Raw genomic sequence first — 26,600 nt, 5'->3', positions numbered from 1 at the left:
GTCGATCTGGCGGGCCGGACGGCGTCTTGGCCCCGGCAAGCCTTATAACAGGCTAACCGCCATTGCCTCGATGGCCAGCAGAGGTGCCACGTTTGTGGACACCAGCCGCCTGCGCACCAGATTGATTTCCTCCATCCGCAACAGAGTCTGTTCCGGTGAGCCGTGCAAGGCATACTCGGTTAGCTCGCGGCGCAGGGACTCGTTGACCAGGGCGTCGCTGCTGCCCAGCTGCAGCATCAGCACGTCCCGGTAGAAAGAGAGCAGATCGGTGAGGGCCCGGTCGAAGTAGTCGTTCTTGGAACGCTTCGCCCGCCGCACCTGATCCTCTTCCAGGCGTTTGACCTGGCTGCGGATCGACGGCGGAAGCGTGCCGCCTTCCGCCGCGCCCAGAGAGGCCAGCAGGGACTGCCGCTCGGCGGCGTCGCGCTGTTCAAAGGAGCTGGTGGCTTCGGCTTCGGCCAAGGCCACCAGGTCCGCCGCCGCTTTCATGGCCCCTGAGACATTTCGCAGGGACAACGGCAGCCGAACAATGCTCTCCCGCCGGCTGCGCGCACCTTCGTCGGTGGCCAGCCGCTTGGCTATGCCGATGTGGCTCTGCGCGGCCCGCGCCGCGTCACGGGCAACATCGGGGTCAATGCCGTCCCGGCGGATCAGGAGCTCCGCCACATCCTCGACCGGCGGCAGCCGCAGGCTCACGGCACGGCAGCGCGACCGGATGGTGACCAGGACATCGCCGGGACTGGGGGCACATAGCAGCCAAACGGTGCGCGGCGGCGGCTCTTCAATGGCTTTCAAAAGAACGTTGGTGCTGCGCTCCTGCATACGGTCGGCGTCTTCGACGATGATAATCCGCCAGCGGCCGGTGGAGGGCTTGTCCTGGGCCTTGCGGACCAGTTCCCGGGCCTCATCGATGCTGATGGTCACTTTCTCCGTCGTAACGGAGGTGACATCGGCGTGAGAGCCGGCAAGCGCGGTCCGGCAGGCCTTGCACTCTCCGCAGCCACGAAGCGCCGGATCCTGCTGGTCGCAGAGCAGTGCGGCTGCGAAAGCACGTGCGGCATTGGAGCGTCCGGACCCGGGAGGGCCGGTGAAGAGCCAGGCATGGTTGGGTGTGGCCTGGGCTGCTCCGCGGCGCAGCTGGTCCACCACCGGAGCCTGGCCCTGCAAATCGTCCCAGACACTCACGGCAGCAGCTCCTGGACCCGGGCCAGGATGGCTTCGGCCAGCTCATCCTCGGGCCGCCCGGCATCGAGGACCAGATAGCGTGCGGGATCAGTCCGGGCCTGCTCCAGGAAGGCCCGGCGGATCCGCAGATGGAAGGCATCGGGCTCCGATTCCAGCCGGTCCTCGGTGGCCTGGTTGGCGGTGCGCCGCAGCCGGCCCTGTTCGGGGTCAACATCGAGCAGTACCGTCAGATCCGGGGTGAAGCCTTCGGTGGCCCAGATGTTCAGCTGCCGGACGTCGTCGGCCCCCAGCGATCGCCCCGACCCCTGGTAAGCCACCGAACTGTCGATAAAGCGATCACAGACCACCACATCGCCGCGGTCCACGGCCGGGCGGATCACCTGCGCAACGTGCGCGGCCCGCGACGCCGCAAAGATCAGCGCCTCGGTGCGGGCATCGATGTCACCGTTGCCGTGCTCCAGGACAAGTGAACGCAGCTGCTCGCCCACCGGGGTCCCTCCGGGCTCCCGGGTGCGGACCACTGTACGGCCGGTCGCTTCAAGGGCGGCCGTGAGCTTGGCGGCCTGGGTCGATTTTCCGGCCCCATCGCCGCCCTCGAAGGTGATAAACAGGCCTGCCTCGCGGACGGGAACATCAGAAATACTCACCCGCCTAGCCTACCTAGTCCGGCTGGGAAGCCGATGCGGGGGAAACCTGCCTGTGCGGGGCCGGGCCAGCAGGTACGGCAGGCCTGTGTGCGCTCTTCACCAGGATCCTGCCGGTGATGGAAATGACCGTCATCATCACGGTTTTTGTTCCCCTGCTGGTGGCCGCCGGAACAGGGTCGGTGAACCGGGGTGTCCGGCGAGCTGGAACGGGCGGGAAACCTGCGGGTGCGCGGACGCAACAAAAGCACTGTCCCGGGGTCGCGCATTAGGCTGGGGACATGATGCCAGCGTCGAAGAGCCACCCCACCGCGAACCTTTCCCCCGAGACCGTTGTGGTTGCTGCCGGCCGTCCGCCGCGGGAACCGGATGCACCGGTCAACCCTCCGATAGTGCTCTCCTCCACCTTTCACGGTGCGGGAATCCCGGCCCCCGGCGAGCGGGTGTACGGCCGCTTCTCCAACCCCACCTGGGACCCCTTCGAAACAGCGCTTTCCGAGCTTGAAGGTGCTGCCCTTCCGGCGCTGGTTTTTTCTTCGGGCCTGGCCGCAGTGGCGGCGGCCCTGTCCCTGGTTCCCACCGGCGGAATTCTGGTGATGCCCCGTCACAGCTACCAGGGTTCCCTGCTGCTGGCTGCGGAAGAAGCGGCGAACGGACGCTTTGCCGTCCGGACCGTCGATATTGCCGACACGGACCAGGTGCTGCGAGCACTTCAGGGAGCGGAGGCGGGGCCGGACGGAGGCGCGGAGCCGGCCAGCATGCTGTGGATCGAAAGCCCCACCAATCCCATGCTTGAAGTGGCGGAAATAGACGTCCTGGCCCGGGCGGCACACGATGCCGGAGCGCTGGTTGTGGCGGACAACACCTTTTCCACGCCGTTGGTGACCCGCCCGCTGGAACTGGGCGCCGACGTCGTACTCCATTCGGTCACAAAGTACCTTGCCGGGCATTCCGACGTGGTGCTCGGGGCACTGGCCACCTCCGACGAGGAACTGCACGCCCGCCTGCACAGCTACCGGTCCCTGCATGGTGCGGTTGCGGGACCCTTCGAGGTATGGCTGGCCCTGCGCGGTCTGCGCACCCTGGCGCTTCGCATAGAGCGCTCCCAGGCCACCGCGGGACTCCTCGCCGAACGCCTGCTTGGCCATCCGGCCGTGGAGGCGGTGCGTTATCCCGGCCTGCCGGGTGATGCCGGCTACGAACGGGCCGCCAAACAGATGAACGGATTCGGTTCCATCCTCTGCATTGAGGTTGCCGGCGGGGCAGCGGCGGCGGAAGCCGTGGCCGGCAGCGTGCGTCTGTGGCTGCCGGCCACGTCGCTGGGGGGAGTGGAATCACTGATTGAACGACGACGGCGGCAGCCGGGTGAGCCGCATTCCGTCCCGGAAAACCTGCTTCGGCTCTCGGTGGGAATCGAGCACGCCGAAGACCTCTGGTCAGACCTGTCCCAGGCGCTGGCACGGTAGGCTGGAGCGGTGATGATCTTCGTTGTCCTCCTTGAGTCCACTCTGTACCGAGCCCTCGGCCTGGCTACGCTGATCATCGCGGCCTGGGCATTTTCAGATGCACTGCGGCGCAAGCCCCACGTGTTCGAGGCTGCCGACAAGCGCACCAAAGGATTCTGGCTGGGCATGACCGGAGGCGCAACCGCGGTCGGAGTGCTCAGTTCCCTGACCCCGGGCGGCCTGCTGCCCTTCACACTGGCCGCCCTGGTGGCGGCCAGCGTCTATCTGGCTGACGTCAAGCCTTCGGTCAGCGGCTCCGGCCGGGGATCCTCCGGCCCGTACGGCCGCTGGTAACCACACCGCACGGGCTCAGCTGGGCGCTACGGCGTCCCAGCCCACGGTGATTTCCCCCAACCGCCAGCGGGCCGGCCCGGTTAGCAGCGGCCATCCGGCCGCCCGCAGGTTTTCGCACATGGCCAGCCAGCGCTGCCGGTTGCCGTAAGAGGCCTGTGGCGCCGCCTCGAGCCAGGCCTGATCCATGGCCTGCAGCAGGGCATGGACTTTTTCACCCGAAATATTACGGTGGATCAGGGCTTTGGGAAGCCGCTCGGCCACGTCCGAGGGCAGCGTGAAGGCTCCGAAACGGAGCGAGATACTTAGGGACAGCGGCCCGGTGGAATCCAGTTCCACCCAGGTGGACCGCCTGCCGATTTCATCGCAGGTTCCATCCACAAAGATCCCGCCGGGCGCCAGCCGTGAGACCACCATGTCCCAGTGCGCCCGGTATTCGTCCTCGGAGTATTGGCGCAGGACGTTGAAGGCACGGACCATGACGGGGCGCCGTCCGTCTACGGGCAGTTCGAAGCCGCCCTGTCGAAAAGAGAGGCCGCTGCGTTCCAGGGACTTCGCCGAACGCACGCGTGCCGGATCAATTTCGATCCCCATGACCTCAACATCGGACCGGACCCGGCCCAGCCGGGTATGAAGTTCGACGGCGGTGGTTGGTGCGGCACCGTAACCAAGGTCAATAATCAGCGGGTCGGCAGCCCGGCGCAGTCGCCAGCCCTGAGGGCCGGCCAGCCAGCGGTCCACCCGCCGGAGCCTATTGGGGTTTGTAGTGCCCCTGGTCACATTACCTACGGGTTTTTGCTGCTTTTGCACTGAACAATATTACTTGCCAGTCACCACTGCTTCGGACGCGGGGCTCAAGGCGGCGGCATCCAAGCAGATCTCAGGCCTCACTGTGGGGCAAAAACGGTGTAGGCCGCGGCGCAGGCCTGCCGCCGGCGTCGGGTCCTCCGATACCATGACATATATGACTTACAAACTGATCCTTCTGCGCCATGGCCAGAGCGAATGGAATGAAAAGAACCTGTTCACCGGCTGGGTGGATGTGGATCTGACGGATCTCGGCCGGGCCGAAGCCCTCCGGGGCGGCGAGCTGCTGGTGGAAGCGGACATCCTCCCGGATATCCTCTACACCTCGCGTCTTCAGCGCGCGATCAACACCGCCAATATCGCCCTGGGCGCTGCGGACCGCATGTGGATTGATGTGAAGCGCAGCTGGCGCCTGAACGAGCGCCACTACGGCGCCCTCCAGGGCAAGGATAAGGCTCAGACCCTAGCCGAGTACGGCGAAGAGCAGTTCATGCTCTGGCGCCGCTCCTACGACACCCCGCCGCCGCCCCTGCCTGATGACAGTGAGTTCTCCCAGGCGCATGATCCGCGGTATGCGGATCTGTCCAAGGATGAGCTGCCCCGCACGGAATGCCTCAAGGACGTTCTGGAACGGTTCCTGCCGTACTGGGAGTCAGATATCTCCGCGGACATCAAGGCCGGCAAGACGGTGATGATCGCCGCGCACGGCAACTCGCTGCGCGCCCTGGTCAAGCACCTGGACGGGATCAGCGACGCCGATATCGCTGCGGTCAACATCCCCACGGGCATCCCGCTGGTCTACGAACTCGATGAAAACCTGAAGCCGATCAAGGCCGGCGGTACGTACCTGGATCCGGAAGCCGCCGCGGCGTCCATCAAGGCCGTAGCCAATCAGGGCAAGAAGAAGTAGCAAACACACAGACTCAGCAAAACTGGAGGGCGGCCCCACAGGGCCGCCCTCCAGTTTTTTCTGCTCAGTGGTATCCGGTGTGCCTACCGGCTGGACTCCGACATCGGCTGCCATTCACCCGTCACCAGGTAGTTGACCTTGCGGGTCACCGATACCCCGTGGTCCGCGAAACGCTCAAAGTAGCGGCTGGCGAGGGTAAGGTCCACGGTGCTGACAGCGGAAACGTTCCAGTCGGGGGAGGCGATGGCCTTGAAAACGCTGGCGTGAAGCTCGTTGATCCGGTTGTTGCAGGCGTAGATGTCCGTGCTCAACTCCAAGTTGCGCGTCTCAAGCAGCTCAGTCAGCAGCTCGGAAATCCGGATGTCCAGCCGCGCCATTTCACTGAAGGTCTCCACCATGGGCTCCGCCACTACAGGCTCGGGGTAGCGCAGGCGGGCCAACTGGGCGATGTGCCGGGCAAGGTCGCCCATCCGTTCCAGCGAGGCGCTCATCCGCAGGGACCCCACGATCATGCGCAGGTCGCTGGCCACCGGCCCCTGCAGGGCCAGGACGTCGATGGCTCGCTCGTCGAGGTCGTTCTGGAGGAAATCGATCCGGGCGTCAGCTGCAATGACATCCTGAGCCAGCTCGGTGTCAGCACCTTCGAAGGCGAGTGTGGCTTTCTGCATCGCTTCGGTGACGAGCTCGGAAATCTGGGTCAGCTCTTCGCCAATCTGATGAAGCTCGGCTTGAAAAACCTTACGCACTTCGGCGTCCTTTCGCTTGTGCAGCATTCTGCTGTGGTGTCCACAGCTGTGTGTCACAGCCGTGCTGGCAGGATTTCAGCTGAGGGTTAACCGTTGGGCTTCTTTTGATGAACGTTAGTTTAACGGAAGCGCTTATGCCACCGCGGGGCCTTCCGCGCCCGGGGCTCCGCCTAAGCTAGGAGAGTGAATCCTGTATTGCTGGGCCTGATTGCCGGGATCCTCGGCCTGGCCGTGGGTGTCTCCGGGGTGCTTGCGTATGTGGCCAGCAGGCACCAACGCCAGGAACTCGCCGCAAGCGACGACCCTGCCTTCCCCAACGGGGCCGCTGAAGTGCTGGCCGTTATCGGTCGTGCCTACGTGGTGGTGGACGCGGTCGACGGCGTGGTCCGGGCCAGCCCTGGCGCCTACGCCCTGGGACTCGTCCGGGGGCATACCCTCGTTCCCGCCGAACTGCTGGCGATGACGGCGCGGGTCCGCAGGGACGGGGTGATCGAGGAACGCCAGCTGGAACTGCAGCGCGGGCCACTGGGACAGGGCAGCACCATTTTGCAGGTTCGCGTGGCCACGGTGGGGGAGGAATACATCCTCATCCTCGCCGACGACCATACCGAGATTGCCCGCACCGAGGAGGTGCGCAACGACTTCGTGGCCAATGTGTCACACGAGCTAAAGACCCCGGTGGGGGCCATCTCGCTGCTTTCCGAGGCATTGGACGACGCCGCCGGAGACGAAGTGGCAGTGCGCCGCTTTGCGGCCCGGATGAGCAAGGAATCCTCGCGGCTCACCGCGCTGGTGCAGGACATCATTGAGCTGTCGCGCCTGCAGAGCACCGACATGGTGGACCGCGCCCGGGAAGTGGATATTAATCAGCTGGTCACCGAGGCGGTGGAAGCCAACCGGCTGCCGGCCGAGAACAAGAACACCACCATCGTCGTCGGCGGCTCCGTGGAAGGCTCCGTCTACGGCGATGCCAAAATGCTGACCACGGCCTTCCGCAACCTGATTGACAACGCGATCCGTTATTCACCTGAGGGGAGCCGGGTGGGTGTGGGCCTACGGTCCCGCGACGGGATGGCGCAGGTGGCCGTCACGGATCAGGGGCCGGGAATTGCACCTGAAGACCAAGAGCGGATCTTTGAACGTTTCTACCGGATTGACAGTGCACGGTCGCGGCACACCGGCGGCACCGGCCTGGGGCTAAGCATCGTGAAACATGTGGTGTCCAACCACGGCGGCGAGGTGAGTCTCTGGTCCCAGCCGGGACAGGGGTCCACCTTCACCGTCCGGCTGCCCGAGATGGAGGCCCCCGAGCCGCCGGCGGCGGGCCGGCAGCACCCCGGAACAGAACGTATGAAAGCCCGGAGGGCGGACCCGCCAGCCGGTGGCGGCACACATGAGCAAGGAGTCAGCGCGTGAGCAGGATCCTGATCGTTGAAGACGAGGAGTCTTTCAGCGACCCTCTTTCCTACCTGCTCGGGCGGGAGGGGTTTGACGTCCACGTGGTGGACAACGGGAACGATGCCGTTTCCGAGTTTGACCGGCGGGGAGCGGACCTGATCCTGCTGGACCTGATGCTCCCGGGCCAGTCCGGCACCGAGGTGTGCCGGCAGATCCGCCAGCGCTCCGATGTTCCGGTCATCATGCTGACCGCGCTGGACGGGGAAATCGACAAAGTGGTGGGCCTGGAGATCGGGGCTGACGACTATGTCACCAAGCCCTACAGCTCCCGCGAACTGCTGGCCCGGATCAGGGCCGTGCTCCGCCGCCGGAACGACGGCGGTGAGCTGACAGGTCCCGCGGTTGAGGCCGGGCCGGTGCGCATGGACCTGGACCGCCATGTGGTAAGCGTCAACGGGGCGGATGTCCCGCTGCCGCTCAAGGAATTTGAGCTGCTGGAGATGCTGCTGCGCAACTCAGGCCGGGTTTTGACCCGGGGCCAGCTGATTGAACGCGTGTGGGGTGCAGACTATGTCGGTGACACCAAGACCCTGGATGTACACGTCAAGCGGCTGCGCGGAAAAATCGAGCCCGATCCTTCCCTGCCCCGCCATCTGGTGACCGTGCGGGGACTGGGCTACAAGTTTGAAGCCTGACCCGTTGACAACCTGAGCAGCCAAAACAACCTGAGCAGCAAAAAGGGACCCGGCCAGAGGCCGTGGTCCCTTTTCATGCCGGCGCTGTGCCGTGAATCCGCTACGTCAGTTGGAGGATTCTGCCGGAGCCGTTTCGGCGGTGCCGGTTTCTGCGCCGGTTTCCTGCTCAGCGGCCTGGTCGGAGGGAATCATGGTTGCGACGTCCGTGGGCACCGCAGACGGCGTCGGCAGATACTCGCGGTAGTCCTTCAGGGTTCCGTTCACAACGGGGATATCCACTGCCACGGTTTCGGTGCCGTTGCCCGCGTCCGCGCGCAGGCCGGTGCCGGGAAGCGTATCCACGTTAGGCACTGTCACTTCGGCGTCAGGGGCGTCTTCGAAGATGACTTTGTCTCCGGCGGCAATGCTCCAGTTCAGAGTGGTTCCGCCGGTGGCCAGCGAGAAGTTGATGTCCTCCGGAGATGCGTTCACCACGGTGCCGAGCAGGCGGCCCGCTTCGCCGTTGCCGTTGCTGACCATCAGGATGTTGCGCAGCTCCACCTTGCCGACGTTTTCGACGATGCCGTCCGAGGGGGAGTACTCGCGAACTGTTGCCTGTTCGTTCACTGCGCTGCAGCTGGAGACTCCCAGTACGGCCAGCGCAATTACACCGGTGGCAGCTGCTCGCTGCGCCCGGTTCTTGGGTGTGAATCTCACAGCACAAACTCCTGGGGTATTGCGGTCTTTCGACCTACGGCTATCTTTTGTGCCTAGCCTATCGGCAAACCCCCGAAATGTTGGATTTTCGGACGCATGCCGAGGTTGCCGAAGATGCCGCGGGAAGGGCATCGCCGCAGGTGGGATGGAGGGGAAGAACCCGAATGTTACCTAGTCAGATCACGATCAGGTACCTGACCTGCGAAAACTCTTCTCGGCGTGTTGCACACATGCTAAACTAGCGGTTGGGAAAGGGGAAAGTCCACATGGTTTTTGAGGTTGGCGAAACAGTTGTTTACCCTCACCACGGTGCCGCGAAGATCGAAGAGATCAAGATGCGGACCATCAAGGGCGAAGAGAAGATGTATCTCAAGCTTAAGGTGGCACAGGGTGATCTGACCATAGAAGTACCGGCAGAGAACGTCGACCTCGTTGGGGTTCGGGACGTAGTGGGCAAGGAAGGTCTGGAGCACGTTTTTGACGTACTCCGCGCCGAGCTCACTGAAGAGCCCACCAACTGGTCGCGCCGGTACAAGGCAAACCTGGAGAAGCTGGCCTCCGGTGACGTGGTAAAGGTGGCTGAGGTCGTTCGCGACCTGTGGCGCCGGGACCACGACCGCGGCCTCTCCGCAGGTGAGAAGCGCATGCTCGCAAAAGCCCGGCAGATTCTGATTTCAGAACTGGCGCTGGCCGAAAAGACGGACGAAGATCAGGCCGCAGTTGTCCTGGACAAGGTTCTGGCAAGCTAGCAGTAGAACGCAGCATCACGGCACGCTGCCGGTCCTTCGGGACCGGCATTTTGTCTTTAACGCCGCACTGCGGCGGGGCATTAGGCTGAAGGAGTGTCTTCACCAATTTCCCGCAACCAGCGGATCGGCGTCATTCTTGTAGCGGGCGGATCCGGCCAGCGGCTCGGCTATGGCATTCCCAAGGCCCAGGTACTGCTGTCCGGCGTAACGCTGCTGACCCGGGCTCTGCAGGGGGTGGAAGCATCCGGAATTGCTGCCGCTGTGAGTGTGGCGGTGCCCGCGGGTGACACCGTGATGCGCGCGTTGTGCCGGGAGGCAAAACTCACCGTTCCCTTGACGGTGGTTGACGGCGGCGCCACGCGCTCCGCGTCCGTCAGCGCAGCCCTTGACGCCCTCCCCTCGGACCTCGACGCCATCCTGGTCCACGACGCAGCCCGGGCGCTGACTCCGCCGCAGGTGTTCCGCCGGGTCGCTGAGGCGCTGGCAGCCGGCGCCGCGGCCGTCATCCCTGCAGTTCCCGTCACAGACACCATTAAGAGCACAGCCACGACGGCCCCTGAGCAGTCCGGCATCGCGTCCCGCACGGTCACCGGTACCCCTGACCGTGCCGCGCTTCGCGCCGTTCAGACCCCACAGGGTTTTGAGGCGGAGCTGTTGCGCCGGGCCCACCGTGCAGTGCAGGATTTTGACGCCGAACAGGCGGCAGCGGTCACCGATGATGCCATGCTCGTCGAGTCCCTGGGTGCCGTGGTCTACGTCGTTGAAGGATCCGAACGCTCACTCAAAATCACCACTGCGCTGGATCTGCTGCTGGCCGAAGCGGTGCTGGCCCGTGAACACCACCTCCAGGAGGACTAGCCCATGCCCGCAGTGAACCTGCCCCGAACCGGGATCGGCGTAGACGTCCACGCCTTTGCTCCCATCGATGCCCCGCGCCCCCTGTGGGTGGCCGGACTGCTCTGGGATGGCGAACGGGGGCTGGCCGGCCATTCCGACGGCGATCCGGTGGCCCACGCTGCAGCGGATGCCCTCTTCTCGGCAGCCGGACTCGGAGACCTTGGCACACACTTCGGCACTGACCGGCCCGAATATGCCGGAGCCTCCGGACTGACGCTGTTGGGCGAGGCCGCCCGGATTGTCCGCAGCGCGGGCTTTGAGATCGGCAACGTGGCGGTGCAGCTGATCGGCAACCGGCCCAAATTCGCGCCGCGCCGCGCCGAGGCTGAAGCGGTGCTCAGCGACGCGGCCGGTGCCCCGGTCAGCGTCTCGGCCACCACCACGGACACCCTGGGATTCACGGGACGCGGCGAGGGCATCGCCGCCGTGGCGACCGCCGTCGTCGTCCATCTGTAGATGACTCCGCCTTGCGCTGCTTGCGGCCTCCGCAGGCGCCGCGCGATAGCCTAGAGCGGTGAGCTTGAGATTCTATGACACCGCTTCCGCGCAGGTCCGTGACTTCGTTCCCCTGAAGGAGGGCGAGGTCAGCCTGTACTACTGCGGCGCCACGGTGCAGGGCCGGCCGCACGTGGGCCACATCCGCTCAGCGATCGCCTTCGACCAGCTCACCCGCTGGCTGCAGTTCCGCGGCTACCGCGTGACCACTGTCCGCAACGTCACCGACATTGATGACAAGATCCTCGCCAAGTCCGCGGACTCCATGGGCGCAGAGCCGGGTCCCGATGTGGTTCCGGACGAGCCCTGGTGGGCGCTGGCCTACCGGTTTGAACAGGAGTTCGCCAAGGCCTACGACGTCCTTGGCGTTCAGCGTCCCACCTATGAACCGCGCGCTACCGGCCACATCCCGGAAATGCATGCGCTGATCGCCCGGCTGATCGAGGCCGGCCACGCCTACCCGGCGCTGGATGACTCCGGCGACGTGTACTTCGATGTCCGCTCCTGGAGCAGGTACGGCTCCCTCACCCGGCAGAACATTGATGACATGCAGGCGGCGCCCGACGCCGGACCCCGCGGCAAGCGCGATCCGCGCGACTTTGCGCTGTGGAAGGGCTCCAAGGAGGGCGAGCCGGAGACCGCCGCCTGGGACAGCCCCTGGGGCAAAGGACGTCCCGGCTGGCACCTGGAGTGCTCGGCCATGGTCACCAAGTACCTCGGCCCGCAGTTCGACATCCACGGTGGCGGCCTGGACCTGCGCTTCCCGCATCACGAAAACGAAATGGCCCAGTCGCAGGCTGCCGGCGACGGCTTTGCCAACTACTGGATGCACAACGGCATGGTCACCTTCGAGGGCGAGAAGATGTCCAAGTCCATCGGCAACACGATCAGCCCCGAGGAAATGCTCGCTGCTGCCTCGCCCCGGGTGGTGCGCTATTACCTGGGACAGGCACACTACCGGTCGGTGCTGGATTACCGGCCTACCTCGCTGCAGGAAGCCGCCGCGGCGGTGGAACGCATCGACGGCTTTATCGCCAAGGCGCACGCCAAGGTTTACGGCACCGGGGACTTTGGTTTTGTGCTGAACAGTGATGCCATGCCGGCGGCCTTCGCCGATGCGATGGACGATGACCTCAACGTGCCGCAGGCCCTGGCAGTGCTGCACGACACCGTCCGCGCCGGCAATACCGCACTGGCCGAGGGTAATACGGACGCTGTTCGGGACGCGCTTCATGCGGTGCTGATGATGACTGGTGTTTTGGGCCTGGATGACGTCCGGCAGCCGGAAACGGGCAGCGGTGCGCAATACCGGGCCCTGGACGTCCTGGTTCAGGCGCAGCTCCAAGAGCGCCGCGCTGCCCGCGCCGCCAAGGACTGGGCCCGTGCCGACGCCATCAGGGATTCGCTGGCCGCAGCGGGCATCACCGTGGAGGACACGGCAGACGGAGCCAGCTGGAGCCTCGGCCAGAGCTGAGCCCACGGCGGAACCGCGCCCCAGATGCCGTCCGGATTTTGCTTTCGGAGTACACTGCCGGGCGTGTAACGCGGCGGGCCGCGACCCTGCGTAGACTAGAAGTAATGCTTTCTTCTAGGTTTAAGGTGTAATCGATGGCCAACAACGGACGTCCCGGCGCAATGCGTAAAGCCAAAAAGGGCCCCAGCGGGGGCACCGGTGGATTGGGCCGCAAGGCTCTTGAGGGCAAAGGCCCCACACCCAAGGCTGAAGAGCGCCCCTATCACAAGGCGTACAAAAACAAGCAGCTGTCCGAGCGCTCGGCTGCCAAGCGCGGCGACACCCGCGATACCCGCGCTGCCGGCGGCCGCGGCGGCACCAACGTCCGCGGCAAGGTGGCTGAGGAAGTCGTCACCGGCCGCAACTCGGTAGTCGAGGCCCTGCGCGCAGGCATTCCGGCCAAGGCCCTGCACATCGCCGTCCGGATTGACATGGACGACCGCGTGCGCGAGTCCCTCAAGATGGCAGCAGACCGCGGCCTGCCCGTCATGGAGACGCACAAGCCCGAGCTGGACCGCATGACCAATGAGGCCGTGCACCAGGGCCTGGTCCTGCAGATCCCGCCGTATGAATACGCTGATCCCACCGATCTGGCAGCGGAAACCATCGAGGCCTGGAAAAAGGGCCACATCCGCAATGCGCCGCTGTTCGTGGCACTGGACGGCATCACGGACCCCCGCAACCTGGGCGCCATCATCCGTTCCGCATCCGCCTTCAGCGCCCACGGCGTCGTTGTTCCGGAACGCCGTGCGGTGGGCATGACCGCCTCCGCGTGGAAGACCAGCGCCGGTGCAGCCGTCCGCGTGCCGGTGGCCCGTGCAGGAAACCTGAACAACACGCTGAAGACGTTCAAGAAAATGGGCATCTTCGTTCTCGGTTTGGACGGCGACGGCGACGTCTCGCTGCCGGACATCGTACTGGCCAAGGATCCGGTCTGCATTGTTGTCGGTTCTGAAGGCAAGGGTCTGTCCCGGCTGGTGCGCGAAAACTGCGACCAGATCGTGTCTATTCCCATTGACTCGGCCATGGAATCGCTCAACGCCTCCATGGCGGTAGGCATCAGCCTGTACGAAATTTCACGGCAGCGTTCCGCCTGACCCAAGCCGGAGTAATCCGAGAGGCAGCATGGCAGACCTCACCAGCGTTCCGCAGGGCCAAGCCGCCGCACGGCGGGTTTCCCGGCCCTTTCCCCTTGGCGTAAGGAATTCTGTTCCCGGCGTCGACGAAGTGCCCGGAACCGCCAATGTCTCCATTTATGCGCCGGGGCTTTCCGGCGTCGACATCCATTTTGAAACGGCGCCGGGAGTCTGGTCCTCGGCGCCGCTGGACGAGTCCGTGGCGGGAATCCATCACGGCCGCGTCACGGGGCTGTCCTACGGCAGCCGATACGGGTTCTGGCCGTCGGACCGGGAGCTGCCCGGAGAGCCGGGCACATTCCAGCTTCTGCTGGACCCTTACGGGCGGGGAATTGACGAGGTTCCGCGCTCCGGCGAAGTACCGTTGTTCTTCTCCGTCCATGTTGACCAGTCCTTTGACTGGGGCAACTCTGCACAGCCGCACATTCCCTGGCGGGACACCGTCATTTATGAGGCGCATGTGCGCGGACAGACCATGCTCCACCCCCGGATTCCCGAAGAGCTGCGCGGCACCTACGCCGGCATGGGCCATCCGGTCATGGTGGACTATCTCAAGGAACTGGGCGTCACGGCGGTGGAGCTGCTGCCCGTGCATTTCCATGCCGAGGAAGCCCATCTGCGTGAGCTCGGCCTGACTAATTACTGGGGTTACAACACCCTGGGCTTTTTTGCACCGCACAGCGCCTACGCCACTGCGTCGGCGCGGGCGGAAGGGCCGAAGGCCGTGCAGGATGAGCTCAAGGCCATGATCAGGTCCCTGCATGAAGCCGGGCTCGAGGTAATTCTGGACGTGGTGTACAACCACACTGCAGAAGGCACCAAGGATCAGCCGGCGCTGAGCTGGCGGGGACTGGGCGACAGCACGTATTACCGCCACGACGGCGACGGCCGCTACCTGGACACCACCGGCTGCGGCAACAGCCTGGACTTCAGCGAACCCCGAGTGATCCAGATGGCCCTGGATTCCCTGCGGCACTGGGTGCAGGACTACCAAGTGGACGGCTTCCGCTTTGACCTTGCCCCGGCGCTGTGCCGTGATGCGGACGGCCGGTTTGACCGCCGGCATCCGTTCCTGGTGGCGGTGGCGGCAGATCCCGTGCTCCATGGAATCAAGCTCATTGCCGAGCCCTGGGACATTGGCCACGACGGCTGGCAGACAGGTAATTTCCCGCCCGGATGGGCTGACTGGAATGACCGGTTCCGGGATACCGTCAGGGACTTCTGGCTGCGGGACCAGGCCTCGCTTGTTGCCGGCGGCACGGGAGGATCTGTGGCACGGATCGCTGGTTCGTTGGCGGGCTCCGCGGATCTGTTCGCCGGATCCGGCCGCACAGCGCTGTCCTCGGTCAACATGGTCACTGCCCATGACGGATTCACGCTTGCGGATCTCACGTCCTACGAACACAAGCACAATGAAGCCAATGGTGAAGACAACCGGGACGGAAGCAGCGAAAACCGCAGCTATAACCACGGCGTCGAAGGCACCACCGAGGACGGGCAGATCGCAGCCCGCCGCGCCCAAAGTGCACGGAACGTTATGGCCACTCTGCTGATGTCCCTGGGCATTCCCATGATCACTGCCGGCGACGAACTCGGCCGCACCCAGCAGGGAAACAACAACGCCTACTGCCAGGACGGACCCCTCACCTGGCTGCATTGGGACCTCGACGCCGGCGCCCGCCGGATGCTGGAAACCACCCGTACACTTCTGCGCCTGCGCCGGGAGTTCCTCGCCTCACAGCCGTACCGGTTCCCGGCGGATGCTCGGGAATCATCCCTGCTGTGGTTCGATGCCCAGGGCCAGCCCATGGCCCAGGACCAGTGGCAGGATCCCAACAACCGCGTTGTTCAGCTGCTGGTCGGCTCCCAAAGCGGCGAGCTCAGGGGCCTTCTGGTTCTGAACGGCTCGCTGCAGGACACCGAGATCACTCTCCCCGACGCGCCTGCGCTGGAAGGCTCCGGCGCCGTCCGCGACGAGAATCACTCGTATGAGCTGCTGCTGAGCACAGCGGCCGACGCTGACGGGCACACCGGTGCGCGGCTGCGCGGCGGCGAGCGGGACGTCCTTCCAGCCAACTCCGTCAGCCTCTACCGCGCTTAGGCGTTGGCCACCAGCCCCAGCTCGGCCTTGGACGCCAGCCCCGAGTGCTCCGGGAGTACCCGAACGGTGTAACCGAACGGTCCAGCCTGTTCAATGCCTATTGCGCCGGAGAACAGGTGCCGCCCGGATCCGAGATCCTCGGACTGAGTCAGTTCCGTGGTGCGGGGATCCGCCAGGTGATCGTTTTCCAGTGCCTTGCCGTACGCAACTTCAACGCTGACATCTTCCGGCCTCAGCGAGCCCAGGGAGATGTAAGCCTGCACCGTCAGCTGGTCACCGATCTGCGGGTCGTCACTGATGCCGATGGAGTCAACGTGTTCCACCGAGACACCGGACCAGCCGTCCCTGATCCGCGTAATCCACGCCGCCAGTTCCCTCGCCGCAGCAAAGCCGTCAGCGGCTGCAGCCCGCCCGGATTGCCCGGCCGGCCGGTACAGCGTGTTCACGTAGTCGCGCAGCATACGGTTGGCGGAGACGGCCGGGCCCAGATCGGCCAGGGTGTGTTTGACCATTTCCAGCCACTCGCTCGGCAGGGCACCCGCCGGTGCGGCCGAAGGGCCGGCAGCACCGGCGTCGGTGGGGGGCTCATTGCCGTAGAACATTGGCGTCACCGAGTTCTCCAGCAGGTCGTACAGAGCTGAAGCCTCCAGATCATCGCGCTGATCCGGGCTGTACACCTCCCGGGTGTGGGCACCCTTGGTGGGGTTGGCTGAGGGAATGGCCCAGCCGTTGTCGCCGTCGAACATCTCATCCCACCAGCCATCCAGGATCGAGAGGTTCAGCCCGCCGTTGATGGCCGACTTCATGCCAGAAGTGCCGGAGGCCTCGAGGGGTCGCAGCGGGTTGTTCAACCACACATCGCAGCCGGGGAAAAGCGTCCTGGCCATGGCAATGTCGTAGTTGGGCAGGAAGACGATCCGGTGCCGGACCTCGGGATCATCGGTGAAACGGACCAGGTCCTGGATCATGCGCTTGCCCTGCTCGTCCGCGGGGTGAGACTTGCCGGCCACCACCACCTGGAGCGGATGGGTGGGATGCAGCAGCAGCGCCTTGAGCCGGGCGGGATCGCGCAGCATCAGCGTCAACCGCTTGTAGGTGGGGACCCGGCGGGCAAATCCGATGGTCAGGACGTCCGGGTCCAGGACATTCTCGGTCCAGGCCAGCTCGGCGTCGGTGGCCCCGCGCTTGCGCCACGCAGCCCGCACCCGCCGGCGGACATCCGCGATCAGATTGGATCTCAGGCGCCGGCGCAGGTCCCACAGGTCCTTGTCACTGATCTCATAAGCTCGGCTCCAGTCGCGGTCATGGACGGTGGCAACGCCGAACTTCTCCGCGGCCAGCTTCGTCACCTCCGGATCAATCCAGGTGGGGACGTGCACGCCGTTGGTCACCGACGTAATGGGAACCTCTGAGACGTCGAACCCCGGCCAAAGGCCGGAGAACATCTCCCGGGAGACCTCGCCGTGGAGCTTGGCCACGCCGTTGGCCCGCTGCGCCAGACGCAGTCCCATGACCGCCATGTTGAACTTGGCCGGGTCACCGCCTTCGTAGCTCTCAGCGCCCAGGCCCAGCACCTTATCGGTAGGCACCGACTGCGCCAGTCCGGCGCTGAAGAAATGCCGGATCTGGTTCTGGTCAAACCGGTCGATGCCTGCCGGCACCGGAGTATGCGTGGTGAACACCGTGTTGGCTCGGGTTGCCGTCAGGGCTTCCTCCCAGCCCAGGCCGCTGTCCATCAGTTCGCGGATGCGCTCAATACCCAGGAAGCCGGCGTGGCCCTCATTGGTATGGAAAACCTCGGGTGCCGCTGTGCCGGAGAGGCGTTCATAAACACGCAGTGCCTTCACTCCGCCCATTCCCAGCAACAGTTCCTGCTGCAGCCGGTGGTCACCGCCGCCGCCGTAAAGCCGGTCCGTGATGCCGCGGGCGGCGTCGTCGTTGCCGGTAACGTCGGAGTCGAGCAGCAACAGGGGAACGCGCCCGACGTCGGCACGCCAGATCTGCGCGGAGAGCCGACGGTTGTTGGGCAAGGGAAGGCTCACCCGGGCCGGCGAGCCGTCTTCTTCCCGGAGCAGGGTCAGCGGCAGGCCGTTGGGGTCCAGCACGGGATATGTCTCCAGCTGCCAGCCGTCCCGGGAGAGCGCCTGCTTGAAGTAGCCGGCCTGGTAGAGCAGGCCAACGGCAACGAGCGGAACGCCAAGATCGGAAGCCGACTTCAGATGGTCACCTGCGAGGATGCCCAGTCCGCCGGAGTACTGCGGCAGGACGGCGCTGATTCCGTACTCGGGAGAGAAATAGGCCACGGAGCGCGGAGCATCCTCGCCCAGAGACTGATACCAGCGGGGCGCGCTTAGATAGGTCTCCAGATCGGAGCCCAGATCCTGGATCCGTTGGACCAGACCGGCATCCTGCGCCATGCGTTCCAGGCTGCTGCGGCTCACCGACCCGAGGAATTTGACCGGGTCCTGGCCGCTGGCCCGCCAAGCTGCAGGATCAAGGTCGGCGAAGAGCCGGGTGGTCGGCTCATGCCAGGACCACCTCAGGTTTGAGGCCAGTTTGCTCAGCGGAGCAATGCTGTCCGGGAGGACGGTTCGGACGGTAAACCTTCGAATTGCCTTCACCACGGTTACGCTAGCGCAAACCGAAGTCCAAAGGGATGGATGAGTCAAAGAATCGATGAAATGACGGCCACTTCTCACTCTCTGGCGGTGGCGTCCCGGAATGTTGCAATACGGGGTACGACCTTTGGGAAAACACCCGAAAGTACGTTGCCTTAGCATTCTGCCCGGATTGTCGCTAACGTCTAGTCTGTGACCAGTTCCAGTGCGATGCCATCTAATGACCTGCCCGCTGAGGAACTCCGGTTCGGCCGGATTCCCATCATCAATGTGACCCCGGTGGTGGAATGCGGCCGCATCCCGGCCAAAGCCATCCCGGGTGAAGACCTGGTTGTGGGAGCCACAGTCTTCCGCGAAGGGCACGACCTCGTGGGCGTCAGTGCTGTGCTGTATGACCCGGAAGGCACGGAGATCCAGCGGGTCCGCCTGCACCCGGTGGGAGTCGGGTTGGACCGCTGGGGTGGGCTGCTTCGGCCGGAGTCGACCGGCAACTGGAGCTTCGCCGTGGAGGGCTGGGCCGACGTGTACGCCACGTGGCAGCATAACGCAGAAGTGAAGATCGCCGCCGGCGTGGATGTTGAGCTGATGCTGGCCGAAGGCGCCGCCCTATTCACCCATGCAGCGCAGCAGCGCAGCGGCGATGACGCTCGTGTCTTCGAAGCGGCGGCAGCAGCGCTCGCCGACACCGGTTTGCCGGTGCCCGACCGACTGGCCGCGGGAAGCTCCGAAGCCGTACTCGCCGTCGTCGGCCGGGAACCTATCCGCGATCTTGTCACCAGCAGCGCCCGTTACCCCCTGCACGTTGAGCGTGAACTCGCCGGCCGGGGGGCCTGGTACGAGTTCTTTCCCCGCTCCGAGGGGGCGGTCCTGGACCCGGCCACCCGCGAGTGGACCTCCGGAACCTTCCGCACTGCGGCCCGCAGCCTGGAACGTGTTGCGCGCATGGGCTTTGACGTCATATATCTCCCGCCGGTCCACCCCATCGGCCTTAGCCATCGGAAGGGCCCGAACAACACACTGGTGGCCGGGCCCAGCGATCCCGGTTCGCCCTGGGCCATCGGCTCGGCGGAAGGCGGCCACGATGCCATCCACCCGGACCTGGGCACCTTCGAAGACTTTGACGCCTTTGTGGACACGGCCCGCAACCTGAACCTTGAAGTTGCCATTGACCTGGCGCTGCAGGCATCACCGGACCATCCCTGGGTCGCGAGCCATCCGGAATGGTTCACCACTCGGGTGGACGGATCAATCGCCTATGCCGAGAATCCGCCCAAAAAGTACCAGGACATTTATCCGCTGAACTTTGACAACGATTTCACCGGTCTGTCCGAAGAGATCCTCCGGATTGTGCTGATGTGGATCGGCCACGGGGTAAAGATCTTCCGCGTGGACAACCCGCACACCAAGCCCCTGATGTTCTGGGAATGGCTGATCAAGACTGTCAACGACAAGCATCCGGAAGTGATTTTCCTGGCTGAGGCATTCACCCGCCCGCCCATGATGCATGCTCTGGGCATGGCCGGCTTCCAGCAGTCGTACACCTACTTCACCTGGCGGAATACCCGTAAGGAACTAGAGGAGTACTTCACCGAGGTTTCATCGGAGACCGCCGCGTTCTTCCGCCCCAACTTCTTCGTGAACACCCCGGACATCCTGACCGAGTTCCTGCAGTACGGCGGACCCGGGGCCTTCAAGATTCGCGCCGTGCTGGCCTCGACCGCCAGCCCGCTCTGGGGTGTCTACGCCGGTTACGAGCTGTACGAGCACGTAGCCCGCCCCGGCGCCGAGGAATACATCGACAACGAAAAGTTTGAATACAAGCAGCGCGATTTTGCGGCAGCCGAGGCAGAAGGCCGCAGCTTGGCTCCCTACATCACCAGGCTGAACGAAATCCGCCGCTCTCATCCCGCCCTGGGGGACCTGCAAAACCTGAGTGTGCATTCCAGCACTGACGAAGCAACTGTGGTGTACTCCAAGCACAAGCAGGTCCTGCCGGGGGTTCCGTCCAGCAAGGACACCCTGATCATTGTGGTGAATACGGATCCGCACAGCGCCCGCGAGTGCGGTGTGTCGCTGGATCTGGACGCCCTGCACCTCAATCCGCAGGACTTCAACGAGGACGGCACCTTTTGGGTGGACGATCTGATCAGCGGGCAAAGCTGGCGCTGGGGGGCGCACAACTATGTTCGGCTGGATGCACATTTTGAGCCTGCACACATCTTGTCAGTTCGGAGGAACTCCTAGTGCCCAACCCGTTTCAGCTGCACGCTCCCGGTCTTACCAACGATCCCCACTGGTACCGCAAAGCGGTGTTTTATGAAGTTCTCGTGCGCGGTTTCGCTGATGCAAACGGAGACGGATCCGGCGACTTCACGGGCCTGATCGACAAACTCGACTACCTGCAGTGGCTGGGCGTCGACTGCCTGTGGCTCCCTCCGTTCTTCAAGTCCCCGCTGCGGGACGGCGGATATGACATCTCGGACTACTACGATGTCCTGGACGAATTTGGAACCATCAGTGACTTCAAGCGTCTGGTGGCCGAAGCTCACGCCCGCGGCGTGCGCGTGATTATTGACCTGCCGCTGAACCACACCTCCGACAAGCATCCCTGGTTCGAGGAATCGCGCAATGACCCGGACGGTCCCTACGGCGACTTCTACGTCTGGTCAGACACCGACCAGAAATATGAGGACGCCCGGATTATCTTCGTGGATACGGAAGAATCCAACTGGGCGTTTGACCCGGTCCGGCGCCAGTTCTACTGGCACCGCTTCTTCAGCCACCAACCGGACCTCAACTTTGAGAATCCCAAAGTGGTTGAGGCAATTTTCGACGTGGTGCGGTTCTGGCTCGACCAGGGCATCGACGGCTTCCGCGCCGATGCCATCCCGTACCTGTTCGAGGAGGACGGCACCAACTGCGAGAACCTGCCGGCGACGCACCGGTTCCTCAAGGACCTGCGCACCATGGTCGATGAGAACTATCCCGGCCGCGTCATTGTGGCGGAGGCGAACCAGATGCCGCACGAGGTGGTGGAGTACTTCGGTGACGAAACCGGACCGGAGTGCCACATGGCCTTCCACTTCCCGATCATGCCCCGCCTTTTCTACGCGCTGCGGGACCAGAAGGCCGCACCGATCGTGCAGACCATGGAGGAAACCCCGGCCATTCCGTCGGGGGCGCAATGGGGAACCTTCCTGCGCAACCATGACGAACTGACCCTGGAAATGGTGACCAATGAGGAGCGCCAGGCCATGCTCGGCTGGTACGCGCCGGATTCCCGGATGCGGGCCAACATCGGCATCCGCCGCCGGCTCTCTCCGCTGCTGGACAATTCGCGGTCCGAAGTGGAACTGATCCACGCGCTGCTGCTTTCGCTGCCCGGCAGCCCGTTCCTCTATTACGGCGACGAAATCGGCATGGGGGATAACATCTGGCTCGAGGACCGGGACTCCTCGCGCACTCCCATGCAGTGGAATCCGGACCGGAACGCCGGCTTCTCCACCGCTGACCCGGGCAAGCTCTATTTGCCGGTGGTGCAGTCGCTGGTCTACCACTACAACCATGTGAACGTGGAGGCCCAGCTGGCCAGCTCCAGCTCGCTCCTGCACTGGATCCGGCAAATGATCATGGTTCGCCGGACGCATCCCGCGTTCGGACTGGGTTCCTACCGGAACGTTCCCACCGAGGCCGAGTCCGTGCTGGCCTTCCTGCGGGAGCTGCCGGCGGACAATCCCGAAGGCGAAGTCGGGGAGGTCATGTTCTGCATCTTCAACCTGTCCCAGCACCCGGTCTCCGCCACGGTGAGTCTGCCGGAGTTTGCCGGCCGCGGCCTACGGGACGCCTTCGGCGGCACCCCGTTCCCGGCCTTCGGTGATGACGGGTCAGTGACCCTGACGCTGGGCAGCCACGACTTCTACTGGCTCCGCCTCCGCTCCCCGAAATCCAACATGTCCTCACCCCAAACCGAAGCCATTCCCCTGATTCCCATCTCGGAGGCCGTGAAGAAATGACCCAGCTGACCCCGTCCCTGCCGGAGCTACTGACCGGATGGCTGCCGCAGCAGCGCTGGTTCCCTGCAAAGGGTCGTGAAGTTGTCCTTAACCGGGTGGGTGGAATCCGTCTGGAGGACCCTGCCGGGGCGGTGGAGCTGGAGGTCCACCTCATCGCTGTGGGCTCGGGGCACCGGAGCGATGTCATCAGCGTGCCGGTGAGCTACCACAGCGCACCGGTTCCGGAACTGGCAGCTTCGCTGCTGGGACATGCGCAGCACACGGAGCTGGGGGAACGCTGGCTGTATGACGGCGCTGCCGATCCGGTGTTCGTGTGCGCCTGGTTGGAAATGATGCGTAGCCAGTCGGCGTCGCTTGACGGCCATACGCACGGAGTTGCGCTGGCGGGATTCGAGCAGTGGCCGCCATTTGAGGGTGTTGTTCCCGCCAAACTCCTGAAGGGCGAACAGTCCAACACTTCAGTGGTGGTGGCCTCCGAGCCGAGCCAGCTGATCGTCAAGTTCTACCGGGTCCTGGCAGCCGGCGTGAGCCCGGATGTGGAGGTGAGCGCAAAACTCACCGCCACCGGCTCCCGCGACGTCCCGGCCACCCTCGGCTGGGTGACCGGCAGCTGGCAGGATCCGCTGGCGGACGACGGCGATGCCTGGGTTACGGGGCACCTCAGCGTCCTGCGGGAATTCATCCCCAACAGCGAAGACGCTTGGCGGACGGCCTCTGCGGCAGCTGTGGAAAACTCCGATTTCACCGCCGAGGCGGAAGAGCTCGGCGCCGTCACCGGCCGCATCCACCAGCAGCTGGCGCAGGCTTTTGGCAGCCGGCCGCCCACTGCCGGGGAGCGCACCGAATTCCTCGAGTCGCTTGGAAACCGGATTCGCTGGGCGTGGAAGGAAGCCCGGGCCTATGTCGGGGAGTACGACGAACCGCTGGAATATCTGCTTGAACAAATCGGCAACTTGGAGGAGCTTCCCAACCTCCAGCGCATCCACGCTGATTATCATCTGGGCCAGGTGCTGAAATCAGGCAGCCACGGCTGGTTGGCCTTGGACTTTGAAGGGGAGCCGCTGCGGCCGGCCGCCGAACGCAGTGTTCCGGATGCCCCGCTGCGCGACGTGGTGGGCATGCTCCGATCCATTGACTACGCGGCCGGCGTGGCGCTTGTGGAGTCCGGCGACGAGGCAGACGGTACCGCCGGAACCGGACAGAAACAGCAGCGCCGGAGCCTGGAGGCCGCACGCTGGGCCGCGACGGCCTCCGAAGCCTTCCTGCGTGGCTATGAGAAAGAAACCGGAACACAGATCAACCGCAGTGACCCGCTGTACCTTGCCTTGTGGCTCGACAAGGCGCTCTACGAAGTTGTTTATGAAATCCGCAACCGTCCCAACTGGATACGCGTGCCCGTAGCTGCTGTCCGGCAGATTCTGGAGCAGGCGCGCAAGCAGGCCCACGGGACGAGCAGCCAGGAAGAGAACTCAGTGAATATGACACCACAGCACGACAACGAGGCCAAGACTGCCGCTTCGGAGCCTGCGCTGCCCGCCCGTCCGGATTCAGCAGGCGCAGGTGCGGAACCTGAGCTGCCTGCCCAGCCGCACGACGTCGTCGTACCCGTAACCGGCGAGGCTGCCCCGGCGCCCGTGCCGGCGCACCGGAACCCGTTGCCCGTTTCCACCGAAGTCCTGCAGGCGGTGTCCGAAGGCCGCTACCACCAGCCCCACGCGGTGCTGGGTGCACATGTGGACGACCAGGGTCTCGTGACGATCCGCACTCTGCGGCCGCTCGCCCAAAAGGTAGTGGCTGTGACCCCTGAGGGACGGGTTGAGCTCCAGCACGAACACAACGGGATTTGGGTCGGAACGCTACCCGCAGACCGGCCGGGGCAGGTTCCCGATTACCGTCTCGAAGTAACCTACGACGGCCTTGACGCCCAGCTTTTCGACGATCCTTACCGGTTCCTGCCGTCACTTGGGGAAATCGACCTGCACCTTATCGGGGAAGGCCGGCACGAGAAGCTCTGGACGGTGCTCGGTGCCAATATCCACCGCTACAAGTCGGTCCTGGGAGATATTGACGGCGTCAGCTTCGCCGTCTGGGCTCCGAATGCCCGTGCAATTCGCGTCAAGGGCGACTTCAATGCTTGGGACGGCCGGATCAACGCCATGCGCTCACTGGGCGGCTCCGGAGTTTGGGAGCTCTTCATTCCCGGGGTCCAGCCGGGTGCGCGCTACAAGTACGAAATTCTTGGCAGCGACGGGATCTGGCGGGAGAAGGCCGATCCGCTGGCACAGGCCACCGAAGTGCCGCCGCTGACCGGGTCCCGGGTTGTCGAGTCGACGTATGCCTTCTCAGACTCCGAATGGATGGAAGCTCGGGCGGCCACAGACCCGCACAATGCACCCATGAGTGTGTACGAAGTCCACCTCGGGTCCTGGCGGCTTGGCTTGGATTACCGCCAGCTAGCCGATCAGCTGGCGGAATACGTCAAGTGGCAGGGCTTCACGCACGTGGAGTTCATGCCTGTTGCCGAGCATCCGTTCGGCGGATCCTGGGGCTACCAGATCACGTCCTACTTCGCGCCGACTGCCCGGTTTGGGCACCCCGACGATTTCCGTTATCTGGTGGACAAGCTGCACCAGGCCGGCATCGGCGTCATCCTGGACTGGGTTCCCGGGCACTTTCCCAAGGATGAATGGGCGCTGGCCAACTTCGATGGGCAGACGCTGTACGAACACGGCGATCCCCTCCGCGGCGAACAGCCGGACTGGGGGACGCTGATTTTTGACTACGGACGCCGGGAAGTCCGCAACTTCCTCGTCGCCAACGCCATCTACTGGCTCGAGGAATTCCACATTGACGGCCTGCGCGTGGACGCCGTTGCCTCCATGCTCTATCTGGACTACTCCCGTCCGGCGGATCAGTGGCGCCCCAATGCCTTCGGCGGCCGCGAGAACCTTGAGGCGATCTCCTTCCTGCAGGAGGTCAACGCCACCGCGTACCGCCGGGTACCCGGCATTGTCATGATCGCTGAAGAGTCCACTGCTTTCCCGGGCGTCACACAGCCCACCAGCAGCGGTGGCCTGGGCTTCGGGCTGAAGTGGAACATGGGGTGGATGCACGACACCCTCGAGTACATGTCCGAGGATCCCATCAACCGCATGTACCACCACGCCAAGCTGACCTTCTCCCTGGTCTACGCGTACACGGAGAACTTCTTGCTGCCAATCAGCCACGACGAAGTTGTGCACGGCAAGGGCTCCCTGCTGCGGAAGATGCCGGGTGACCGGTGGCAGCAGCTGGCAAACGTCCGGGCCTACCTGGCGTTCCAATGGGCACATCCCGGCAAACAGCTCATCTTTATGGGCACGGAGTTTGCCCAGGAGGCGGAATGGTCCGAGCAGTACGGCTTGGACTGGTTCCTGACCGACACCTCGCAGCATAAGGGCGTGCAGTTGCTGGTCCGCCAGCTGAACGAGATCTACCGGAGCACACCTGCTCTTTCGGAGCGCGACAATGAGCCGGCCGGGTTCCAATGGATCAATGAGAACGACGGCGCCCGCAATGCGCTCTCCTTCATCCGGTTCGACCACCAGGGCAATCCGTTGGTCTGCATCGCTAACTTCGCCGGTACTCCGCATGAGAATTTCCGGCTGGGCCTGCCGTGGGCCGGCGAATGGGTGGAGGCGCTCAATACCGACGCCGCTGAGTTCGGGGGATCCGGAGTCGGGAACATGGGCATTGTTACTGCTGAAGACGGAGCCTGTAACGGGCAGCCCGCCTCGGCAACGCTGACCGTGCCCCCCCTGGGCGTGCTGTATCTGAAGCCCAAGGGCGCCTGAGCTAGGGGGCCCACCCCGTGGTGAACCTGCTCGAGAGGCAACCGTTGAGGGCAGGTTCATCACGACCCCGAAACCGTGCTAGAGTTAATAACCGCGCTGATCGAGGCAACGAGAACAGCTGAGCGTCACGAAGCTTCGGCTTCATCCGGTTCGCCGGAAGGACGAACAGCCGTTTTGACAGACTCTGATCAGAGCGGTAAGATTGAAAAGTTGCTCCGGAGCGATGCAGAGCGGAAGATCCCTTGGATCTCAGCCTGTTGGTGCCGGAAGCAGTCTGTTGTTTGAGAACTCAATAGTGTGCCAAGTTTATTGATACCAATTATTTTAATTGGTTGAACTGGCTGTTACCGCCCACCCCGTGGGTATGG

General features: G+C 64.3%; 20 protein-coding genes. 14 read left to right on the top strand and 6 right to left on the bottom strand.

Translation table 11 applies throughout. The annotated features are described in order from the left end of the window. Window positions 1–42: 42 nt before the first annotated feature. A complete protein-coding gene (locus ABIB35_RS15910; RefSeq protein ID WP_354182700.1) occupies window positions 43–1,185 on the bottom strand; it encodes a DNA polymerase III subunit delta' in 1,143 nt (380 codons plus the stop codon). After that, window positions 1,182–1,832, bottom strand: coding sequence for a dTMP kinase (gene tmk / locus ABIB35_RS15905; RefSeq protein WP_354182699.1), 651 nt, complete (start codon window positions 1,830–1,832; stop codon window positions 1,182–1,184). The genes ABIB35_RS15910 and tmk overlap by 4 nt, the downstream gene beginning before the upstream one ends. Before the next feature lie 281 nt (window positions 1,833–2,113). Here tmk and ABIB35_RS15900 point away from each other — a divergent pair, with 281 nt between their 5' ends. Continuing rightward, window positions 2,114–3,295 carry a trans-sulfuration enzyme family protein gene (locus ABIB35_RS15900; protein ID WP_502915818.1) on the top strand — a complete coding sequence of 394 codons (1,182 nt, stop codon included), beginning with the start codon at window positions 2,114–2,116 and terminating at the stop codon, window positions 3,293–3,295. Window positions 3,296–3,307: 12 nt separating this feature from the next. Continuing rightward, window positions 3,308–3,628, top strand: coding sequence for a DUF2516 family protein (locus ABIB35_RS15895; protein WP_354182754.1), 321 nt, complete (start codon window positions 3,308–3,310; stop codon window positions 3,626–3,628). 15 nt (window positions 3,629–3,643) lie between these two features. On the opposite strand, the gene ABIB35_RS15890 is transcribed toward ABIB35_RS15895, so the two are convergent. Next, window positions 3,644–4,366 carry a class I SAM-dependent methyltransferase gene (locus ABIB35_RS15890; protein ID WP_502915816.1) on the bottom strand — a complete coding sequence of 241 codons (723 nt, stop codon included), beginning with the start codon at window positions 4,364–4,366 and terminating at the stop codon, window positions 3,644–3,646. Window positions 4,367–4,589: 223 nt separating this feature from the next. Here ABIB35_RS15890 and ABIB35_RS15885 point away from each other — a divergent pair, with 223 nt between their 5' ends. Next, entirely contained in the window at window positions 4,590–5,342 is a 753-nt protein-coding gene (locus ABIB35_RS15885; protein WP_354182696.1) for a phosphoglyceromutase, read from the top strand. An 83-nt stretch (window positions 5,343–5,425) separates the two neighbouring features. Here ABIB35_RS15885 and phoU read toward each other — a convergent pair whose 3' ends face one another. Further along, window positions 5,426–6,088, bottom strand: coding sequence for a phosphate signaling complex protein PhoU (gene phoU / locus ABIB35_RS15880; RefSeq protein WP_354182695.1), 663 nt, complete (start codon window positions 6,086–6,088; stop codon window positions 5,426–5,428). 183 nt (window positions 6,089–6,271) lie between these two features. On the opposite strand from phoU, the gene ABIB35_RS15875 reads away from it, so the two are divergent. Then, on the top strand, window positions 6,272–7,504 hold the full coding sequence (locus ABIB35_RS15875; protein ID WP_354182694.1) for a sensor histidine kinase: 1,233 nt from the start codon (window positions 6,272–6,274) through the stop codon (window positions 7,502–7,504). Beyond that, a complete protein-coding gene (locus tag ABIB35_RS15870; RefSeq protein WP_354182693.1) occupies window positions 7,501–8,181 on the top strand; it encodes a response regulator in 681 nt (226 codons plus the stop codon). The genes ABIB35_RS15875 and ABIB35_RS15870 overlap by 4 nt, the downstream gene beginning before the upstream one ends. Before the next feature lie 105 nt (window positions 8,182–8,286). Here the strand turns inward: ABIB35_RS15870 and ABIB35_RS15865 are convergent, their stop codons facing one another. After that, window positions 8,287–8,877 carry a hypothetical protein gene (locus ABIB35_RS15865; protein WP_354182692.1) on the bottom strand — a complete coding sequence of 197 codons (591 nt, stop codon included), beginning with the start codon at window positions 8,875–8,877 and terminating at the stop codon, window positions 8,287–8,289. A 266-nt stretch (window positions 8,878–9,143) separates the two neighbouring features. On the opposite strand from ABIB35_RS15865, the gene ABIB35_RS15860 reads away from it, so the two are divergent. From ABIB35_RS15860 to glgX, 6 genes are all read left to right on the top strand, one after another. Continuing rightward, window positions 9,144–9,626: a CarD family transcriptional regulator gene (locus ABIB35_RS15860; protein ID WP_104055910.1), complete on the top strand. Its 483-nt coding sequence runs from the start codon at window positions 9,144–9,146 to the stop codon at window positions 9,624–9,626. 93 nt (window positions 9,627–9,719) lie between these two features. Further along, entirely contained in the window at window positions 9,720–10,484 is a 765-nt protein-coding gene (ispD, locus tag ABIB35_RS15855; protein WP_354182691.1) for a 2-C-methyl-D-erythritol 4-phosphate cytidylyltransferase, read from the top strand. Between the two features lie 3 nt (window positions 10,485–10,487). Continuing rightward, entirely contained in the window at window positions 10,488–10,979 is a 492-nt protein-coding gene (gene ispF, locus ABIB35_RS15850) for a 2-C-methyl-D-erythritol 2,4-cyclodiphosphate synthase (protein ID WP_354182690.1), read from the top strand. Window positions 10,980–11,037: 58 nt separating this feature from the next. Then, complete coding sequence (gene cysS, locus ABIB35_RS15845) at window positions 11,038–12,492, top strand: cysteine--tRNA ligase (protein WP_354182689.1); 1,455 nt, start codon at window positions 11,038–11,040, stop codon at window positions 12,490–12,492. Between the two features lie 134 nt (window positions 12,493–12,626). Then, window positions 12,627–13,628: a 23S rRNA (guanosine(2251)-2'-O)-methyltransferase RlmB gene (gene rlmB / locus ABIB35_RS15840; RefSeq protein ID WP_354182688.1), complete on the top strand. Its 1,002-nt coding sequence runs from the start codon at window positions 12,627–12,629 to the stop codon at window positions 13,626–13,628. Window positions 13,629–13,656: 28 nt separating this feature from the next. Then, window positions 13,657–15,768: a glycogen debranching protein GlgX gene (gene glgX / locus ABIB35_RS15835; RefSeq protein WP_354182687.1), complete on the top strand. Its 2,112-nt coding sequence runs from the start codon at window positions 13,657–13,659 to the stop codon at window positions 15,766–15,768. Here glgX and glgP read toward each other — a convergent pair. Continuing rightward, window positions 15,765–18,389, bottom strand: a complete 2,625-nt coding sequence (gene glgP / locus ABIB35_RS15830) for an alpha-glucan family phosphorylase (protein WP_354182686.1) — start codon at window positions 18,387–18,389, stop codon at window positions 15,765–15,767. The genes glgX and glgP overlap by 4 nt on opposite strands. 207 nt (window positions 18,390–18,596) lie before the next feature. On the opposite strand from glgP, the gene ABIB35_RS15825 reads away from it, so the two are divergent. The 3 genes from ABIB35_RS15825 to glgB are packed head-to-tail and all read left to right on the top strand — an operon-like array spanning window position 18,597 to window position 26,232. Beyond that, window positions 18,597–20,630 carry an alpha-1,4-glucan--maltose-1-phosphate maltosyltransferase gene (locus ABIB35_RS15825; RefSeq protein ID WP_354182753.1) on the top strand — a complete coding sequence of 678 codons (2,034 nt, stop codon included), beginning with the start codon at window positions 18,597–18,599 and terminating at the stop codon, window positions 20,628–20,630. Continuing rightward, entirely contained in the window at window positions 20,630–22,399 is a 1,770-nt protein-coding gene (gene treS / locus ABIB35_RS15820; RefSeq protein ID WP_354182685.1) for a maltose alpha-D-glucosyltransferase, read from the top strand. The genes ABIB35_RS15825 and treS overlap by 1 nt, the downstream gene beginning before the upstream one ends. Next, window positions 22,396–26,232 (top strand): 1,4-alpha-glucan branching protein GlgB, encoded by a 3,837-nt coding sequence (gene glgB / locus ABIB35_RS15815; protein WP_354182684.1) that lies wholly within the window; start codon window positions 22,396–22,398, stop codon window positions 26,230–26,232. Before treS ends, glgB begins: the two co-directional genes overlap by 4 nt. The last annotated feature ends 368 nt before the right edge of the window (window positions 26,233–26,600 follow it).

It is taken from the genome of Arthrobacter sp. UYP6 (genome assembly GCF_040547315.1).
GTDB lineage: Bacteria > Actinomycetota > Actinomycetes > Actinomycetales > Micrococcaceae > Arthrobacter_B.
The sequence above is the reverse complement of the archived record's forward strand: the minus strand, read 5'-3'. Positions and strand labels throughout refer to the sequence as shown.

Excerpts from the sequence above, each read along its gene's own strand:
- ABIB35_RS15900 (WP_502915818.1), top strand. The coding sequence starts at position 2,114 with ATGCCAGCGTCGAAGAGCCACCCCACCGCGAACCTTTCCCCCGAGACC.
- ABIB35_RS15895 (WP_354182754.1), top strand. The coding sequence starts at position 3,308 with ATGATCTTCGTTGTCCTCCTTGAGTCCACTCTGTACCGAGCCCTCGGC.
- ABIB35_RS15885 (WP_354182696.1), top strand. The coding sequence starts at position 4,590 with ATGACTTACAAACTGATCCTTCTGCGCCATGGCCAGAGCGAATGGAAT.
- ABIB35_RS15860 (WP_104055910.1), top strand. The coding sequence starts at position 9,144 with ATGGTTTTTGAGGTTGGCGAAACAGTTGTTTACCCTCACCACGGTGCC.
- ispF (WP_354182690.1), top strand. The coding sequence starts at position 10,488 with ATGCCCGCAGTGAACCTGCCCCGAACCGGGATCGGCGTAGACGTCCAC.
- rlmB (WP_354182688.1), top strand. The coding sequence starts at position 12,627 with ATGGCCAACAACGGACGTCCCGGCGCAATGCGTAAAGCCAAAAAGGGC.
- glgX (WP_354182687.1), top strand. The coding sequence starts at position 13,657 with ATGGCAGACCTCACCAGCGTTCCGCAGGGCCAAGCCGCCGCACGGCGG.
- ABIB35_RS15825 (WP_354182753.1), top strand. The coding sequence starts at position 18,597 with ATGCCATCTAATGACCTGCCCGCTGAGGAACTCCGGTTCGGCCGGATT.
- glgB (WP_354182684.1), top strand. The coding sequence starts at position 22,396 with ATGACCCAGCTGACCCCGTCCCTGCCGGAGCTACTGACCGGATGGCTG.